The sequence below is a fragment of the Winogradskyella sp. HB-48 genome, from assembly GCF_049942685.1.
GTDB lineage: Bacteria > Bacteroidota > Bacteroidia > Flavobacteriales > Flavobacteriaceae > Winogradskyella.
The window spans coordinates 1061313-1078348 of the sequence record NZ_CP187934.1; the positions used below are offsets into that span (position 1 = coordinate 1061313).

The following is a 17036-nucleotide window of genomic DNA, read 5'->3' on the forward strand; positions in this document are numbered from 1 at the left end:
GGTTAATTTAGCTTTTGATTTGGGATTACTAATATCTAATTATTTTTCATTTTATCTGTTTAAATACATTATAAATCGATAAAATGCATTTATTTTTAACATTTCAGAGTTTATTCGCTCTTTTTTATTACAAAAAACCACATGCTATAATGTGGCTAAATAAATCTTTATAAGAATATGTCACTATATCGTCATCTCAGGAATATCACCCTCTACAATTAAATGCCCTTCTGTTGCATTTTTTATAGCCTCTACAGAAACTCCTGGAGCTCTTTCTAATAATTTAAACCCTTGGGGAGTGACCTCAATTACAGCTAAGTTTGTCACTATTTTCTTTACACATCCAACACCTGTTAATGGTAAGGTGCAAGATTTCAAAAGCTTTGATTCGCCTGCTCTATTGGTGTGCATCATAGCAACAATAATATTTTCGGCACTTGCCACTAAATCCATTGCTCCTCCCATTCCTTTTACCATTTTACCTGGTATTTTCCAATTGGCAATATCACCATTTTCGGCAACTTCCATTGCTCCAAGAATGGTTAAATCTACATGCTTACCCCTTATCATAGAGAAACTCATTGCTGAATCAAAAAATGAGGCTCCTGGTAATGTAGTTATAGTTTGTTTTCCTGCATTAATAACATCTGCATCTTCTTCGCCTTCAAATGGAAATGGTCCCATACCAAGAACACCATTTTCACTTTGAAATTCTACTTCTATATCGTCTCTTACAAAGTTAGCTACCAAAGTTGGTATACCTATACCAAGGTTAACGTAGTAACCATCTTTTACTTCTTTTGCAATTCGTTTTGCTATTCCGTTTTTATCTAACATAACTAACTTCTTTGTCTTACAGTTTTTTGCTCTATTCTCTTTTCATAATGTGCCCCCTCAAATATTCTTTGTACAAATATTCCTGGAATATGTATCTGGTTTGGGTCTAACTCTCCAACAGGCACAAGCTCTTCTACCTCAGCCACTGTAATATTAGCAGCACCACACATGTTAGGATTAAAATTACGAGCTGTACCTTTAAAAACGAGGTTACCTGCTGCATCGCCTTTCCATGCTTTAATAAAACCAAAGTCGGCTTTGAAGGCATGCTCCAAAACATACATTTTACCGTTAAACTCTCTCGTTTCTTTGCCTTCTGCAACTTCTGTTCCATAACCGGCAGGAGTAAAAAATGCAGGGAAGCCAGCCTGTGCAGCCCTTGCTCGTTCTGCTAAAGTTCCTTGAGGTATTAATTCCACCTCAAGCTCACCTGAAAGCATTTGACGTTCAAATTCGTCATTTTCACCTACGTAAGACGAAATCATTTTTTTGATTTGTCTTTGTTGAAGTAATAAGCCAAGTCCAAAGTCATCAACTCCTGCATTATTAGAAATACAGGTTAGTCCTTTTACATTTAATTTTACGAGTTCCGCTATTGCATTTTCAGGTATGCCTGATAAGCCGAAACCACCAAACATAAAGGTCATATTATCCTTTACACCTTGTAAAGCTTCTGTAACATTAGCTACTTTTTTATTAATCATAGTTACATATTTTTCCTTTTGGAAAAATACAAAACAATGCTATAAATTAATAGTTTATGATAAAATAAATAAGGGTGTGACTATCGGTTCTTTATTCAAAATCTATTTCGATTTCTCCTCCATCATCACTGTCAGAGTCACTATCCAAATCACCTTCATCTCTAACCTTACAATCTATATTAATGGATAACTTTGATGGCTTTTCAAATTCACCTTTAGACACGTTAAGTGTTTTATCTGCATAACAGGCTTTCATGTATAGTCCCCAAATTGGTAGTGCCATAGAAGCGCCTTGTCCGTAATCAATACGTTTAAAATGAGCTGCTCTATCCTCTGCACCAACCCAAACACCTGTTACTAAATTAGGTACCATTCCCATAAACCAACCATCACTCTGATTTTGAGTAGTTCCTGTTTTACCAGCAATTGGGTTTGTTAATTCATATGGATAACCCGTAATAATCTCTTTATAAACAGAACTCCACTTATCAAAACCTGCATGTCTTAATCTTCGTCCAGAACCTGCTTGAGTTACACCTTCCATAAGGTTTACTGTAACATATGCCACTTCTTCGCTCAAAACATCTTTACTTTCTGGGGCAACTTGATAGAGTACGGTTCCATTTTTATCTTCAATACGAGTTACCATTACAGGTGTATTGTATACACCTTTATTTGCAAAGGTTGAATAAGCCGCTACCATTTCATAAACACTAATATCTGGTGTGCCCAATGCTATTGCTGGGACAGGCAAAATATCTTGTTCTACCCCCAATTTTTTAGCCATTTCTACGACTGGTTGTGGACCAATTTCATTCATTAATCGAGCGGTAATTGTATTTGTAGAACTTGCTAAAGCATCTTTTAAGGTTTGCTTACCAGAATAATTACCATCTGAATTTTTAGTCGTCCATGGTTCTGGATTACCAAATTTATTAGCTTCAATAGTTATTGGAGTTCTTGGGAAAGAATCGCAAGGAGAAACCTGTAACTGGTCTATTGCTGTAGCGTAAACAAAAGGCTTAAAAGTAGACCCTACTTGTCGTTTTCCTTGCTTAACCATATCGTACTTAAAATGCTTGTAGTTCATACCACCGACCCAAGCTTTTACATGACCGTTAGAAGGATCCATAGACATCATACCAGGACGTAAAAAGGATTTGTAATAGCGCATAGAGTCTATTGGCTTCATGACTGTGTCTACTTCGCCTGGTTTCCCATCAATCCATTTAAAAACTGTCATTTCAACAGGTTTATGAAAGGACGCTTCAATTTCTTTTTCTGATTTTCCTTGTTCTTTTAGAATTCTCCAACGCTCACCTCTTCGCATTCCTGCTTTTAGTAAATCATTGATTTCAGACTTTGTTAACTCTAAAAATGGTGCTGTAGGATTTCTATCTGGAGTGTTTTGGTTATCAAACTCTGCTTGTAACCTCGGCATGTGTAAAGCGATAGCTTCCTCGGCATATTTTTGCATGCGCGAATCTATAGTAACAAAAACCTTTAAGCCATCACTGTACAAATCGTATTTTGATCCATCTGGTTTTCTATTGCCCTCTTCATTAGCCCAATCTTTCATAAACCCTCTAAGGTATTCTCTAAAATATGTGGCAATTCCTTGACTATGGGTCTCTGGCGTGTAATTAAGATCGAGTTCTGTCCCTTGAAGAGAGTCTTTAACTTCTTCGGAAATGTAATCATACTTTTGCATTTGGGCCAAAACAACATTGCGTCTATTCTTAACACCTTCCGGATTTCTCCTAGGATTATATAGAGCTGAGTTTTTAAACATTCCAACCAACATAGCCGATTCTTTGAGCTCTAAGTCTTTAGGTTCTTTGCCAAAATAAATTCTTGATGCTGAACGAATACCATCGCCATTATTACCAAAATCATAAATGTTGAAGTATTGAGCTATAATCTCTTCTTTAGTATACTGACGCTCTAAACGAATTGCAATAATCCATTCTCTAACTTTTTGAAATGCTCTCTCAATCTTATTTTTAGATACTTGGTCTGTAAATAATTGCTTTGCTAATTGCTGAGATATAGTGCTAGCACCACCTCCACTACCAAGCTTAAATATAGCTCGCATTGTACCTCTACCATCAATACCTGAATGGTCGTAAAAGCGAATATCTTCAGTTGCTATTAGAGCATCAACTAAATTCTTTGGTAAATCGTCATAGCCAACAGGTGTTCTATTATCGTTAAAATAAAACTTACCCAATGTAACACCATCTGAAGAAATGATTTCTGTAGCTAAATTGGTTTCTGGATTTTCTAATCTGGTATGGTCTGGCATTTCTCCTAAAAATCCCCAAGACGCAAAAAGAAACAGTAATACTACTGCAAGAATTCCACCTGCAAATAGCATCCAAAACCATCTTATATATTTTGAAAAATCTAATGTCTCTGTTTTGGATTTTGTTGTTTTCTTTATTGCCATAATCTTTACTTTTGAGCTTGTTCTACCCTAAAACCAACATCTGTTATTCCTTCTAAATTTTCAACACCATTAACCTCTCCGTTTTTTCTCATAGCATGTTGTATGTCTACTCTATAATCCCCGTTTTCACTAAACCTAAAAGGTGATTTGTAACCTCTATACCAAAGTTTGTTCTCTTTAATATCTGTAAATCCCGAACCTAGAAGTTCCCCATTTGGTGCGGCCATTTTATATTCTAATGTATCAGTAACTGCTTTGCCATTTGGATAATTTAACTCTACTATGAGAAACAAATTACTAAACGCGTAATCATTATTGTTTCTTAAATTAACATAGAGATTATAATTTCTTATAGTATCTGGTGCTTTAAAATTAAAGGATGCTATTGAGTCTTTATGCCATTTGTCTGGAACAGATTTATATTCATCGTATACCGCTTTAGAATCACAACTTGTAACCAAAAACAAATTTACAAGTGCCAATAGTAACCAATTAGTTTTTCTTTGCATTCTGTCTTTGATTGCGGTTTTTGTTTCTATTCCTATTCTTATTACGTTTCTTTTTGGATTTTGGATTATCGAAACGTGTTAAACTATCCTGACCTACAACGTTTTCAAATTCTGTTTTAGTGTCTTTTGTATGTTCGGCCGCGTATTCTTCTAGACTGGTTACTTTTTCTTTTTTCTTGTTTTTTGCAATAATTTCATTGGCTTGTTCTGCTGTGACGACATGCCAATTCATCCATTCGCCTTCATAAGCATACCAAAGCAGCCCTTTAAAAATATCGGTTTTTTGACAAATGGCAGTTCCTTTTTCGGTATACAATTTAGTTTCATTTTTAGGAAAGGCTTTTAAAGCATCTAAATAAGCATCTAGCTCATAATTAAGACAGCATTTAAGCTTACCACATTGGCCTGCTAATTTTAGAGGATTTAAAGATAATTGCTGATACCTAGCTGCAGAGGTACTTACCGACCTAAAATCGGTTAGCCAAGTAGAACAACACAATTCTCTTCCACAAGATCCTATACCTCCAAGTCTTGCGGCTTCTTGTCTAAAACCGACCTGGCGCATTTCAATTCTGGTTTTAAACTCTCTGGCAAAAACCTTAATCAACTCTCTAAAATCCACACGTTCTTCGGCTGTATAATAGAAAGTTACTTTACTTCCATCACCTTGAAACTCTATGTCAGAAATCTTCATTTTCAGATTAAGGTCTATAGCAAATTGACGTGCTTTAACCTTCATAGGTTCTTCCTTATCTCTTGAGTCAGACCAAATGTCTATATCTTTTTGAGATGCCTTACGATATATTTTTAAGACTTCCTCTGAATCATCAATATCAATCTTTTTACGCTTCATCTGCACTCGTACCAACTCACCCGTTAGCGTAACCATACCAACGTCGTGACCAGATTTTGCCTGAGTGGCAACAATGTCGCCAATACTTAAAGAAAGATTTTCAGTGTTTTTATAATATTGTTTTCTGCCATTTTTAAAACGAACTTCTACCCCTTTAAAAGGTTCTTGTCCGTTTGGAAGCGACATATTAGCCAGCCAATCAAAAACAGTGAGTTTATTGCAGCTATCTGTACCGCAAGTACCATTGTTTTTACATCCTTTTGGTTGACCCCCTTTTTCAGTTGTACAACTGTTACAAGCCATATTAAACTATATATTGAATCTAAGCTATTAAAGCCTAAATAAAGGATTCATAAAATTATTAATGAGTAAAGATACTATTATTTCTTTAGTTAGCTAAGGCATCCTTTTAGAAGTAAGAAACTCTTTTTAAAAGATTTTTGTTCTCCAATGCTCACATTTTTTAATCTTTTCGATGTAAGTAAAACCAATACTTCAAAAATAATGAAAGCAAAAATCACTTTACTTGCTCTAATTTTAGCATTTAAGCTAAACTATTCTCAAAATGCACCCTCAAAGGCCTTTGGAGGGGAATTTGTTAGAACTAAAGCAAATTCAGAATGCTTAACTTCTGAACAACGTAATACTATTTATAAAGAATTAAACGAAAATATTGCATTATTAAAGCGCAATAACAATCTAGCATTTTCTAATTCTAGTAGAGGTAACCATCCTCTTTTTATATGGCCTGTACAGAAGGCATCTAATGTAGATTATAGTTCTATTTGGGGAATTTCTAATTATGTTGATCACAATCCTAATACACCTAATCAGCTTACGGATTACAATTGTGGAACAAAAACTTACGATACTACAAACGGTTATAATCATCAAGGTATTGATGTTTTTTCTTGGCCTTTTTCTTGGTATGCAATGGATAATGATCAGGTTGAAATAGTTGCTGCTGCAGCTGGACAAATTATAGGGAAAGGGGATGGCAATTTTGATCGTAGTTGCGACTTTAGTACTACAACTCCATGGAACGCCGTGTATGTTCAACACAGTGATGGAAGTATTGCTTGGTATGGTCATTTAAAAAATGGCTCTTTGACTACTAAGAATATTGGTGATATGGTTGCCGAAGGAGAATTTTTGGGCATTATGGGGAGCTCGGGAGTTTCAACTGGTCCTCATCTACATTTTGAAGTACACACAAATAGCACTTACACCCAATTAGTAGATCCTTATGCTGGCACTTGCAATACAATGAATATAGACTCTTGGTGGCAATCTCAAAAGCCATATTTAAATCCTGAGGTAAATGCTGCACTTACCCATACAGCAGATCCAGTATTTAATGCTTGTCCAACAACAGAAACACCTAACTTAAGTAACCAATTTGATCTTAATGATCAGGTTTTCTTTACGGTTTTTATTAAAGACCAAGAACCTGGAACCTCTTTAAACCTTAGAATTATAAAGCCGGACAATACGGATTTATTTAATTGGAACTATAACTTAACCGACTACTATCAATTATCTTGGTGGAGGTGGAACGCATTTCCGAATATTGAAGGTGAATGGAAATGGGAAGTTACCTATATGGGAGAAACCACTACGCACACTTTTAATGTAGGGACCTTAAGTGTTGAAGAAGCAACAATAGAAAATACTTCGATCTTTCCTAATCCTTTTAATGATGTTGTTAATATTAGTTCAACAGTAAAAATTGAAGCTTTGGAGATTGTTGATGTATTAGGAAAATCTGTTTTTAAGTTAAAGAGAGATACTTCCGAAGGCATAAAACAAATTAACTTGGCGCAACTATCTAATGGATTATATTTTGTAACACTTTATGGGGAACAAAACCAACAGAAAACTATCAAGCTTATAAAGAAGTAAAAAGATATTTAAGACTAAAAAGTGTGTTTCAGCTTTGTGTCTGAAGCACACTTTTTATATGTTTTTCACCGTAATAATATTTACAGGACATGCTTTTGAAGCATTTTGACTTGGTTCCAAAATCTCATAATCTTTTGACTTTAGCGTGAAAAAACCTTTCTTTTCTTCGGCACGCAACAATACTGATTTTCCGTCCTTTTTAGACATCTGAAATTGTTGTGGTGCCAATTCTACACAGTAATTACAACCAATACATTTGTTGCGCTGTAATGTTATAACAACCATTAGGCTTCTACTTTATTTTCTACAATTTTATATAATTTGTCCGATGGTCTTACCCTAAAATCTAAAGGTATAGTTATAACATCCCCTTTAGTTCCTTTTTGCTGTTGTATGTCATTGACCAGCATTTCTTTCAACTCAAATTCTTTAGCTCCAGTTGTAGGCCCTGTAATTAAAATCGTATCTCCAAGTGAAATGTCGTAAGCTTCAATTTTAAATTCTCCGATTTTCGCCTTTGGAAAATAATGCACTCCTTTACCTATATAAACTTTCTTTTGAGTAGCGTGACTTCCAGAGCCTTTGCTCCACTCTCCTAACTTCTGCCCTAAATAATAGCCACTCCAAAATCCTCTATTATATACCTTTTCTAAATCTTGCATCCAAGAGATAACTTGTTCTTTAGAGTACGCCCCCTTTTCTAAACTATCTATAGCTTCTCGGTAGCACTTAATTACTTTAGCCACATATTCTGGTGATCTTCCTCTGCCTTCAATCTTTAAAACCTTTATACCAGCATCTGCAACTTGATCTAAAAAATCTATGGTACATAAATCTTTTGGTGACATTATGTACTCATTATCAAGCTCCATTTCCACTCCTGTTTCTTGATCTATAACTGTATATTTCTTTCTGCAATTTTGCTTACATGCACCTCTATTAGCCGAGGAATTATACGCATGTAAACTCATATAGCATTTACCAGATATAGCCATACAAAGTGCACCATGTCCAAAAATCTCAATCTCTACCAATCTTCCTGAAGGACCTTTGATTTGTTCTTTCTCTATTTGTTCTGTTATATGTTTTACCTGGCGCAAACTTAATTCTCTACTCAAAACCATAGTGTCTGCAAACATGGCATAGAACTTTACGGTTTCAAGATTGGTAATATTTATTTGAGTTGAGATGTGTACCTCCATGTCAAGCTCTCTGGCTATAGCTATAACCGCCTGATCCATGGCTATAATTGCTGTAATATCTGCTTCTTTTGCTCGTTTTACCAAGGTTTTTACTATAGACAAATCATGATCGTAAATAATAGTATTTAGCGTTAAATAAGTCCTTACACTTTTTGTTTTACAGCGCTTACTTATTTCTTCTAGATCGCCTAAGGTGAAGTTTATTGAAGCTCTGGCACGCATATTTAGCTGCTCTACCCCAAAGTATACAGAATCTGCACCATTATCTAAAGCGGCTTGCAGAGATTCGAAATTTCCAGCAGGTGCCATAAGTTCTATCTTTTGCATCTCGTTGTGCTTTGTTCTTAATTAAATTCTATCTCGTAGTTGAGCTTATTAGAAAGCGACTTAAGTTTGGATTTAGTTTTAAATACATTAGCTAACAATAATTTACTCCATCCAATCTTCTTGGAGAACTCATTAAATGACTCTTCTCTCCAATTAAAGCCTTCTTTCCAAAATTTACTAGGTGATACATAACAAAAGGTATAGTCGAAAACAAGACTTGAATCATTCAGTCTTTTTAAAACCGATAAACTATCTGGTGCCATTAAAGTAATATGATGGCTAGAGCACTGTTGCCTAACATTTTTTATGAGGTCTAAATAATCATCCTCTAAAGAAGAAACATCAAAATCATTATACTCAGTGTTTCCTATCTTTTGAATTGGTCTTAGTTGAAGAATATCAAAACTTTTACCATCAAAATACTTGAAAAAATCCCTTAGCTCGTAAAAATTATCTTTATTAAAAGTGTAATTAATTCTTACCTTAAAATCGTAGTCCTTTTTTAGCTCAACAAAAGCATTTAAAGCGTTTTGGAATTTTTCATAACTCGCCTTTTTCATGAAGTTTTCATAGCTCTCTTTGGTAACTCCATGAAGCGAAATGGTAAACTCATTAAGTCCTGCTTTTAGAAGAGGCTCAATGTCTTCTTTGGTTAGTAAGTTTGCATTTGTAGTTATAGAAATATATGGTACTTTATGTTGCTTTCCTAATTCTACAATTCTTACTAAATTTTTATACAATGTTGGCTCTGTACCACAGCCTATTTGCAATTTTAAAGCGCGATTAAAAATCGTTTTTGCAACCTTTTCTAAATCGCCTTCTTTAAACTGTCCTTTTAATGTTTTTACATAATCTGCATCAGTAAAATAACACATTTTACAACGCAGGTTACACGCCAAAACAGGATCTAAATTCACGGCCAGATAGCGCTTATTGAATTTATGCAACAGAAAAAGCCCTAAAAACTTAATTCTATGATTTTTTATTTTTCTGTTGAGCTGTAATAGCTTGTAAATATTCATTTATTTAGCGGTATTCTTTTGTGCTTCAAAAATGTTTCGCAAATCCTTTTTGTAAGGTAAGTGATCAGCTCTACCCTTTTTAAAGATATCATTACTGTTGCCTTGCCCTTTGCGCAGCTTCTTTTGCTCTTCGTAAGGCAGTTTTATGACCTCTTGGCAGTGTGAAGAACAGCAATTTTCCATTTTTTCTTTACACTCATCACATTGAATAAATAATAAATGACATGCTTCGTTTGCACAATTGGTATGTGTATCTGCTGGTTTTCCACATTGGTGGCAGTTAGCAATAACATCATCACTTATGCGCTCTGATCGTCTTTCATCAAACACAAAGTTTTTACCTATAAACTTATTCTCAAGACCTTCTGCTTCAACTTGTCTTGTGTAATTTATGATTCCCCCTTCAAGCTGAAATACATTTTTGAATCCTTTATGTTTGTAATAGGCACTTGCCTTTTCGCAACGAATTCCTCCCGTACAATACATCACTAATTTTTTATCCTCCTTATGCTCTCTTAAGTCTTCTTCAATTAAATCTAAAGACTCTCTAAAGGTGTCAACATCTGGAGTAATGGCATTTTTAAAATGGCCAATCTCACTTTCGTAATGATTTCGCATATCTACCAATACGGTGTCCGGATCTTCAATAAGTGCATTAAATTGTTCTGCATCAACATGGACACCCTTGTTTGTAACATCAAACGTTTCGTCATTAAGACCATCAGCAACTATTTTATGACGCACTTTTACTTTTAATTTTAAAAAGGCAAAATTATCATGCTCTAAAGCAATGTTAAGTCTTACATTTTCTAAAAATGTGATAGTGTCTAAATGATTTTTGAAGGCTTCAAAGTTTTCAGCCGGAACGGATAATTGGGCATTAATACCTTCGTTAGCTATATAGATTCTGCCCAAAACATCTAGCTCATCCCAAGCTAAAAACATGTGATTTCTAAATATTTGGGTATTGCCAATTTTGGCGTACTTATAGAAAGAGATCGTTAAGCGCTCTTTTCCCGCTTTTTCGATGAGTTCTGCTCTTTCTTTAGCACTTAAGTTATTGTACAGTTGCATGCTATACTAATTTTTAAGGTTAAAGAATTTGGTGCAAAGGTATTATTTTTAGACAAGTAGCATTAAAAAAGCACCTTGAATTTATCAAAGTGCTTTACTAACTAACTTTAAATACCTAAAAGTGATTAATTTTATGCTTCTTAATTAGCTTACTTGACCGGTCAAATCAAGTCTTTTTCATAGCAATTTTTCACTTTTCTATTTAATAGATGTAAAAAGTGTAAAATGGTTGCGTCGTAAAATTGAAAAAAATAAAATAAGTGGTATTTTTGATGTTAATTTAAATAGAAAACAGTAGAAATGAGTAGTGAAAAAGAAGCTAAGCTAAAAGCGTTAAAATTAACTTTAGACAAATTAGATAAAGCCTACGGAAAAGGAACCGTAATGAAAATGAGTGATCAGGCCATAGTAGATGTAGATGCAATTTCATCAGGTTCTTTAGGATTAGATATTGCTTTAGGTGTTGGTGGTTACCCAAGAGGAAGAGTTATAGAAATATATGGGCCTGAATCTTCAGGTAAAACAACATTAACCCTGCACGCTATTGCTGAAGCACAGAAAGCTGGTGGTATTGCCGCTTTTATTGACGCAGAGCACGCCTTTGACCGTTTTTATGCTGAAAAACTTGGTGTTGACTTAGAGAACTTAATTATCTCTCAGCCAGACAATGGTGAGCAAGCTTTAGAAATAGCGGACAACTTAGTACGTTCCGGAGCTATAGACATTGTTGTAGTAGATTCTGTAGCAGCCTTAACCCCAAAAAGTGAAATAGAAGGTGAAATGGGAGACTCTAAAATGGGGCTACATGCACGCTTGATGTCTCAAGCATTAAGAAAGTTAACGGCTTCAATCAGCAAAACCAATTGTACTATGATTTTCATTAACCAATTGCGTGAAAAAATTGGTGTGATGTTTGGTAACCCAGAAACAACTACAGGTGGTAATGCCTTAAAATTTTACGCCTCTGTGCGTTTAGATATTAGACGCTCTACTCAAATTAAAGACAGTAATGGTGATATTATGGGCAATAAGACAAGAGTAAAGGTTGTAAAAAACAAAGTTGCCCCACCATTTAGAACTGCGGAGTTTGATATTATGTATGGCGAAGGTATTTCTAAGGTAGGAGAAGTTTTAGATTTAGCAGTTGAGCACGATATTATAAAAAAGAGTGGCTCTTGGTTTAGTTATGAAGACACAAAACTTGGCCAGGGACGAGATGCTGTTAAGTCTTTAATTAAAGATAATCCTGATTTAATGGACGAATTAGAAGAAAAAGTAAAGTCCTTAATAAATGATAATCAATAAGTTATAAAAAAATCCTGCTAAAAACAGGATTTCTTTATTTTTAGACGCAACCATTTTACACTTTTTGCATCTACTGTTTGGAATTAATAAATATAGAATTGTGAAAATGCGTGTTTTTTTATTTCTTATAGGTTTAACTTTTCTATCTTCTTGTAGTTTAGAAAATTCAGATCCTGCTTTACACACCGAATTTATACCAATTGAGAGTGTTGAAGTTCCAGAATATTTCATACAAGGTAATACCTATGAAATTCTATTATCCTACATAAAACCTAGCTCATGCTACGTTTTTAACAATATTATTTTTGATATTGAAGGATATGAAAGAACCGTATCTGTGTTAAATACAGTTTATGAAAATGAAAACTGTGTTGCTCTAGATGAGCTAACTACTGTAGGGTTTGACCTAACAGTTTCTGGAGACCAAGTATATCTGTTTAAGTTTTATAAAGGAAAAGATGAATATGGCGTAGATCAATATCATCTAATAGAAGTCCCTGTTGTTGATGGTAGAAATACTGGGGAAGTAGAGAGCAAATAATTATTAATTAATTCCAACAATAATGTGAGTTTAGAACAACTCATAGAAAAATGTATAAAACAAGATGCTAAAGCTCAGAGCCAATTATACAAGCAATATGCAAGTAAATTATTTTCGCTTTGTCTTAAGTACTCTAAAAACTATGCTGAAGCAGAGGATAATCTGCATGATGCATTTATAACTGTATTTAGTAAAATAGATCAGTACAAAAACAAAGGTTCTTTTGAAGGTTGGTTAAAACGTATAGCTATTAACACATCGTTACAACGCTACAGAGAAAATGTGGGTGTTTTTGATATTGTTAATGAAGGGAATATAGAAGATGTTACAGTAGATATTAATGATGAAAGTATTGGCATAGATTTTTTATTAAAGATTATACAAGAATTGCCTGATAGATATCGATTAGTATTTAACCTATATGTTTTAGATGGTTATTCTCACGTAGAAATAAGTGAATTGATTAATGTATCTGAGGGAACCTCGAAATCTAATCTGGCAAGAGCAAGAATGATTTTGAAAGAAAAAATAGAAGATTACAAAGCGCGTTTAAGTTCGCAATCGTTATAAAATGAACGAAAAGAAAAATATAGACAGACTTTTTCAGGAGAAGTTTAAAGACTTTGAAGTGACTCCTAGTGATGCTGTTTGGGATCGCATAAGTGATAGTCTCCCTAAGAAAAAGAAAAAACGTAGAGTTATTGCTCTATGGTGGCAGATAGGTGGTGTCGCTGCGGTAATTGCTTTGCTTTTAACTGTAGGCATATCTTTATTTACTTCATCTGATGACAATGAGGTGGTACCTACAATCGTAGATACCGAAAAAGCAGATGATAATTCTCAGAAAGATATCGAAATAAACAATTCTAATGGAGACGAAAACAGTTTAGACAATAGCGCACAAGACATAAATGTTGCAGATTCTAATGAGAATGAATCATCTAATCCTAGCGGAAATGAAAATTCTGCAACAGAACAAAACAAAGAAAGAGAATTAACCTCATCCAAAAACAACAAATCGAATACTGTAGCAAATACGAACGGCAAGGAAGATATAAAAACTGTTAATTCAAACGAAAGTTTAACAGAATTAAAAAACGAATACAATAACAGTACAGTAGCTTCGAACAATGAAAATTCTGAAAACCAATTAGAAGATGAAATTATTAATGATTCTGAAATGAAATCGATTATTGAGAGTACTATTAAAGATAAAAACTCTACAGTAACAGATAATGAATCGTCAAATGATATTAAAGAAGCTTCAAATTCTGAAAATTCAAATTCTGAAGTTCACAAAGAATTAGAAAAAGATACTTCTCTTTTAAAAGAAGGTAATGATAAGGAATCTATCCTAGACGCTATTGCCAGCAATAAAAATAACGAAGAAGATATTGATGAAAAAGAAAAAGAAGATGAACAAAACAGGTGGAGCATTGCGCCCAATGTTGCGCCTGTTTATTACAGTTCTCTTGGTCAAGGTTCATCAATAGACCAACAATTTAACAACAATTCGAAGAGGGGTGATGTTAATATGAGTTATGGTATCACTGGTTCTTATACCATTTCTAATAAACTCAAAGTTAGAGCAGGCATTAACAGAGTTAATCTTAGTCAAAGCACCTCCAATGTAATTGCATTAAATGGTAGTGTACTTGCTTCAAGAAATGCGACGGAAGAGAATGTTTCGGTTATGGGTAATTTAAGTGCTAGAGATGGATATGAAAATATTACCTTAATGAGTGGTAATATGTTGGACTCAAATACAACTCCTGAAATTTTTAATTCAAAGATATTTGGAAATATTGATCAGCGTTTTGGTTTTATAGAGCTTCCTTTAGAGCTAGAATACCGTTTGCTAGATAGAAAATTTGGATTAAATATTATTGGTGGCTTTAGTACCTTATTTTTGAACCGTAACGAAATATATGCGGACATTAACGGCATATCAACTCTAATAGGCGAAGCCAACAATATGAACTCAACAAGTTTTAGTGCCAATTTTGGTTTAGGACTGGATTATAGTTTATCAAAACAATGGAATTTTAATCTTGAACCACAGTTCAAGTATCAAATAAACACATTTAGTAATACATCTGGTAATTATAGACCATTCTTTATTGGTTTATATACTGGATTAAGTTATAAGTTTTAGGTTAGTTAAGTTAGATTAGGTTATTGCAAACAAACAAAAGCAATGATGAATGCAATGATGACAAAAGCTACTCGTGGTTGGGGTGGCTTTTCTTTTTTATTCAACTTTTGGCAAATTTTTATTGAGCTCCGTTAAGATGATTGCCCTTGATTTTTGATTTAACGCTTTAGTATCTTCAATTTTTAAGCTTTTTGTTTGAAGAAATTTATGAATCTTGGCTCTCATTAAACCTGGCCCTCCACTAAAAAAAGTATAAGAAAATCGTTTTTTGTTATCGTAAAAAGTTAATGGCACTATAGGAATCTCATGATTTATAGCCAAACGAAATGCTCCATCTTTAAAATCGTCTAATACAACATGTTCTTCGGGCACACCTCCTTCTGGGAAGATACAGATACTTAATCCCTGTTTTAAACGTCTTTGTGCCCTTAAAAAAACTGCTTGCCTACTCTTGGCGCTGCCTCTATCAACCAAAATGCACGTACGCTTGTAGAAAAATCCGAATAAAGGAATGTTAGCCAATTCTTTTTTCCCTACAAACACAAATGGATTTTTTACTGCCGCCAACATTAGCATAATGTCAGTCATGGAAGTATGATTGGCTATAAACATGTAGCTCTTCTTTGGATTTGGGACTTCTTCTTTTATAATCTTATAATTGAATCCCATTCCAATAAGTATAAACCTTGCCCAAAAACGCGCTAATTTAAAAAAGAATGGATACCATTTTTCTCTAGAAATAGATATTAAGAGAATTGGAAATAATACAATAATAGGTATGGCTACTAAAACATAGAACCAAATACGGTATAAAAGCCAAAAAGGATACTTTATCATTGCCATGGCACCAAAACTAAGTATTTAATTCAAATAGCTTCTCATAGTGCTGCTAAAAAATTATCTTTGCTTTTTAATTAAAAATTAAGTTTAAAAACTGATTTTTACTTGTTGCCAGACTGAGCTTGTCGAAGTCTCTTAGTAAAAAGCAGTACTAAAAAAATACCTGCCTTTGCAGGTAATACTATGGCAAGAATACTAACAGGTATACAAAGTACAGGAACTCCTCATTTAGGAAACATTTTAGGGGCAATATTACCAGCAATAGAAAAAGCTAAAGATGATAATAATGATTCGTATTTGTTTATAGCAGATTTGCACTCATTGACTCAAATTAAAGATGCTGAAACATTAAGAAATAACACCTATTCTACAGCAGCTACTTGGTTGGCTTTTGGATTAGATATAGATAAAAGCGTGTTTTACAGACAGAGTGATGTGCCACAAGTAACGGAATTGGCTTGGTATTTAAACTGTTTCTTTCCATTTAAACGATTAGAATTAGCACATAGCTTTAAGGACAAAGCAGATCGATTAGACGATGTCAATGGTGGTTTATTTACCTATCCTATGCTCATGGCCGCCGATATTTTATTGTATGATGCTGAGATTATTCCTGTAGGCAAGGATCAGGAACAACACATAGAAATGACACGAGATGTCGCTTCTCGCTTTCATGCTAAAATGGGTGGAGAAACTTTTGTGTTACCAAAAGCTGATATACAAAAAGAAACCATGCTTATTCCTGGTACTGATGGTGAAAAAATGAGCAAGAGTAAGGGTAACATCATTAATATCTTTTTACCAGAAAAGAAATTACGTAAGCAAATCATGTCTATTCAAACCGATAGTACTCCTTTAGAAGCACCAAAGGATTGGAAAACTTGCAACTGTTTTGCTTTATACAATATACTCGCATCAGAAGACCAAGTTTCTGCAATGAAAACCAATTATGAAGGTGGTAACTATGGTTACGGTCACGCGAAACAAGCACTATATGAACTCATTTTAGAGCGTTTTGCAGAGCCAAGAACACGTTATAATTACTATATGGACAATCTCAACGAAGTTGATAGTGCATTAGCTAAAGGCGCTGCTAAAGCTAAGCTTGTTGCTGATGACGTATTACAACGTGTAAGGGAAAAGGTTGGGTATTAATATGAAAAAAGAACTTTTAAGTCCTTTATTAACTGTATTAGCTATGCTGCTCTTGATCCTATCGCGAATAATAGATGCAAAAAAATTAGATTGGATAGCATATTTGGCTATTATCATTATTATTGTATGTGTTTACCATTTGTACCTTATCTCAAAGAAAT

The 17036-nt window shown here is 34.1% G+C and carries 16 protein-coding genes; 6 read left to right on the forward strand and 10 right to left on the reverse strand.

Annotated elements, in window-relative coordinates:
- Positions 1-183: 183 nt before the first annotated feature.
- From ACPX19_RS04685 to ACPX19_RS04705, 5 genes are all read right to left on the reverse strand, one after another.
- The gene (locus ACPX19_RS04685; RefSeq protein ID WP_426431796.1) at positions 184-837 is read right to left on the reverse strand and encodes a 3-oxoacid CoA-transferase subunit B; all 654 of its coding nucleotides are present in this window, start codon (positions 835-837) and stop codon (positions 184-186) included.
- A 2-nt stretch (positions 838-839) separates the two neighbouring features.
- On the reverse strand, positions 840-1541 hold the full coding sequence (locus ACPX19_RS04690; protein ID WP_426431797.1) for a CoA transferase subunit A: 702 nt from the start codon (positions 1539-1541) through the stop codon (positions 840-842).
- A gap of 91 nt (positions 1542-1632) precedes the next feature.
- Positions 1633-3990 (reverse strand): penicillin-binding protein 1A, encoded by a 2358-nt coding sequence (locus ACPX19_RS04695; protein WP_426431799.1) that lies wholly within the window; start codon positions 3988-3990, stop codon positions 1633-1635.
- Between the two features lie 5 nt (positions 3991-3995).
- Positions 3996-4499, reverse strand: coding sequence for a gliding motility lipoprotein GldH (locus ACPX19_RS04700; protein ID WP_426431800.1), 504 nt, complete (start codon positions 4497-4499; stop codon positions 3996-3998).
- Positions 4483-5655, reverse strand: a complete 1173-nt coding sequence (locus ACPX19_RS04705; RefSeq protein ID WP_426431801.1) for a PSP1 domain-containing protein — start codon at positions 5653-5655, stop codon at positions 4483-4485. Before ACPX19_RS04705 ends, ACPX19_RS04700 begins: the two co-directional genes overlap by 17 nt.
- Before the next feature lie 201 nt (positions 5656-5856).
- On the opposite strand from ACPX19_RS04705, the gene ACPX19_RS04710 reads away from it, so the two are divergent.
- Complete coding sequence (locus tag ACPX19_RS04710; protein WP_426431802.1) at positions 5857-7254, forward strand: peptidoglycan DD-metalloendopeptidase family protein; 1398 nt, start codon at positions 5857-5859, stop codon at positions 7252-7254.
- 54 nt (positions 7255-7308) lie between these two features.
- Here the strand turns inward: ACPX19_RS04710 and ACPX19_RS04715 are convergent, their stop codons facing one another.
- The 4 genes from ACPX19_RS04715 to ACPX19_RS04730 are packed head-to-tail and all read right to left on the reverse strand — an operon-like array spanning position 7309 to position 10879.
- The gene (locus tag ACPX19_RS04715) at positions 7309-7539 is read right to left on the reverse strand and encodes a ferredoxin (RefSeq protein WP_426431804.1); all 231 of its coding nucleotides are present in this window, start codon (positions 7537-7539) and stop codon (positions 7309-7311) included.
- Complete coding sequence (locus ACPX19_RS04720) at positions 7539-8783, reverse strand: peptidase U32 family protein (RefSeq protein ID WP_426431805.1); 1245 nt, start codon at positions 8781-8783, stop codon at positions 7539-7541. Before ACPX19_RS04720 ends, ACPX19_RS04715 begins: the two co-directional genes overlap by 1 nt.
- Positions 8784-8800: 17 nt before the next feature.
- Complete coding sequence (locus tag ACPX19_RS04725; RefSeq protein ID WP_426431806.1) at positions 8801-9805, reverse strand: radical SAM protein; 1005 nt, start codon at positions 9803-9805, stop codon at positions 8801-8803.
- Positions 9806-10879, reverse strand: coding sequence for a rhodanese-related sulfurtransferase (locus ACPX19_RS04730; RefSeq protein ID WP_426431807.1), 1074 nt, complete (start codon positions 10877-10879; stop codon positions 9806-9808).
- A 300-nt stretch (positions 10880-11179) separates the two neighbouring features.
- Here ACPX19_RS04730 and recA point away from each other — a divergent pair, with 300 nt between their 5' ends.
- From recA to ACPX19_RS04750, 4 genes are all read left to right on the forward strand, one after another.
- Entirely contained in the window at positions 11180-12184 is a 1005-nt protein-coding gene (recA, locus tag ACPX19_RS04735; protein WP_426431809.1) for a recombinase RecA, read from the forward strand.
- A 106-nt stretch (positions 12185-12290) separates the two neighbouring features.
- Positions 12291-12725, forward strand: coding sequence for a hypothetical protein (locus ACPX19_RS04740; RefSeq protein ID WP_426431810.1), 435 nt, complete (start codon positions 12291-12293; stop codon positions 12723-12725).
- A 24-nt stretch (positions 12726-12749) separates the two neighbouring features.
- Positions 12750-13295 carry an RNA polymerase sigma factor gene (locus ACPX19_RS04745; protein ID WP_426431811.1) on the forward strand — a complete coding sequence of 182 codons (546 nt, stop codon included), beginning with the start codon at positions 12750-12752 and terminating at the stop codon, positions 13293-13295.
- A gap of 1 nt (position 13296) precedes the next feature.
- Entirely contained in the window at positions 13297-14880 is a 1584-nt protein-coding gene (locus tag ACPX19_RS04750) for a hypothetical protein (protein WP_426431812.1), read from the forward strand.
- A 96-nt stretch (positions 14881-14976) separates the two neighbouring features.
- Here the strand turns inward: ACPX19_RS04750 and ACPX19_RS04755 are convergent, their stop codons facing one another.
- A complete protein-coding gene (locus ACPX19_RS04755; protein WP_426431813.1) occupies positions 14977-15723 on the reverse strand; it encodes a lysophospholipid acyltransferase family protein in 747 nt (248 codons plus the stop codon).
- Between the two features lie 180 nt (positions 15724-15903).
- Between ACPX19_RS04755 and trpS the strand changes: the two genes are divergently transcribed.
- Positions 15904-16875 carry a tryptophan--tRNA ligase gene (gene trpS, locus ACPX19_RS04760; protein ID WP_426431814.1) on the forward strand — a complete coding sequence of 324 codons (972 nt, stop codon included), beginning with the start codon at positions 15904-15906 and terminating at the stop codon, positions 16873-16875.
- Positions 16876-17036: the final 161 nt, after the last annotated feature.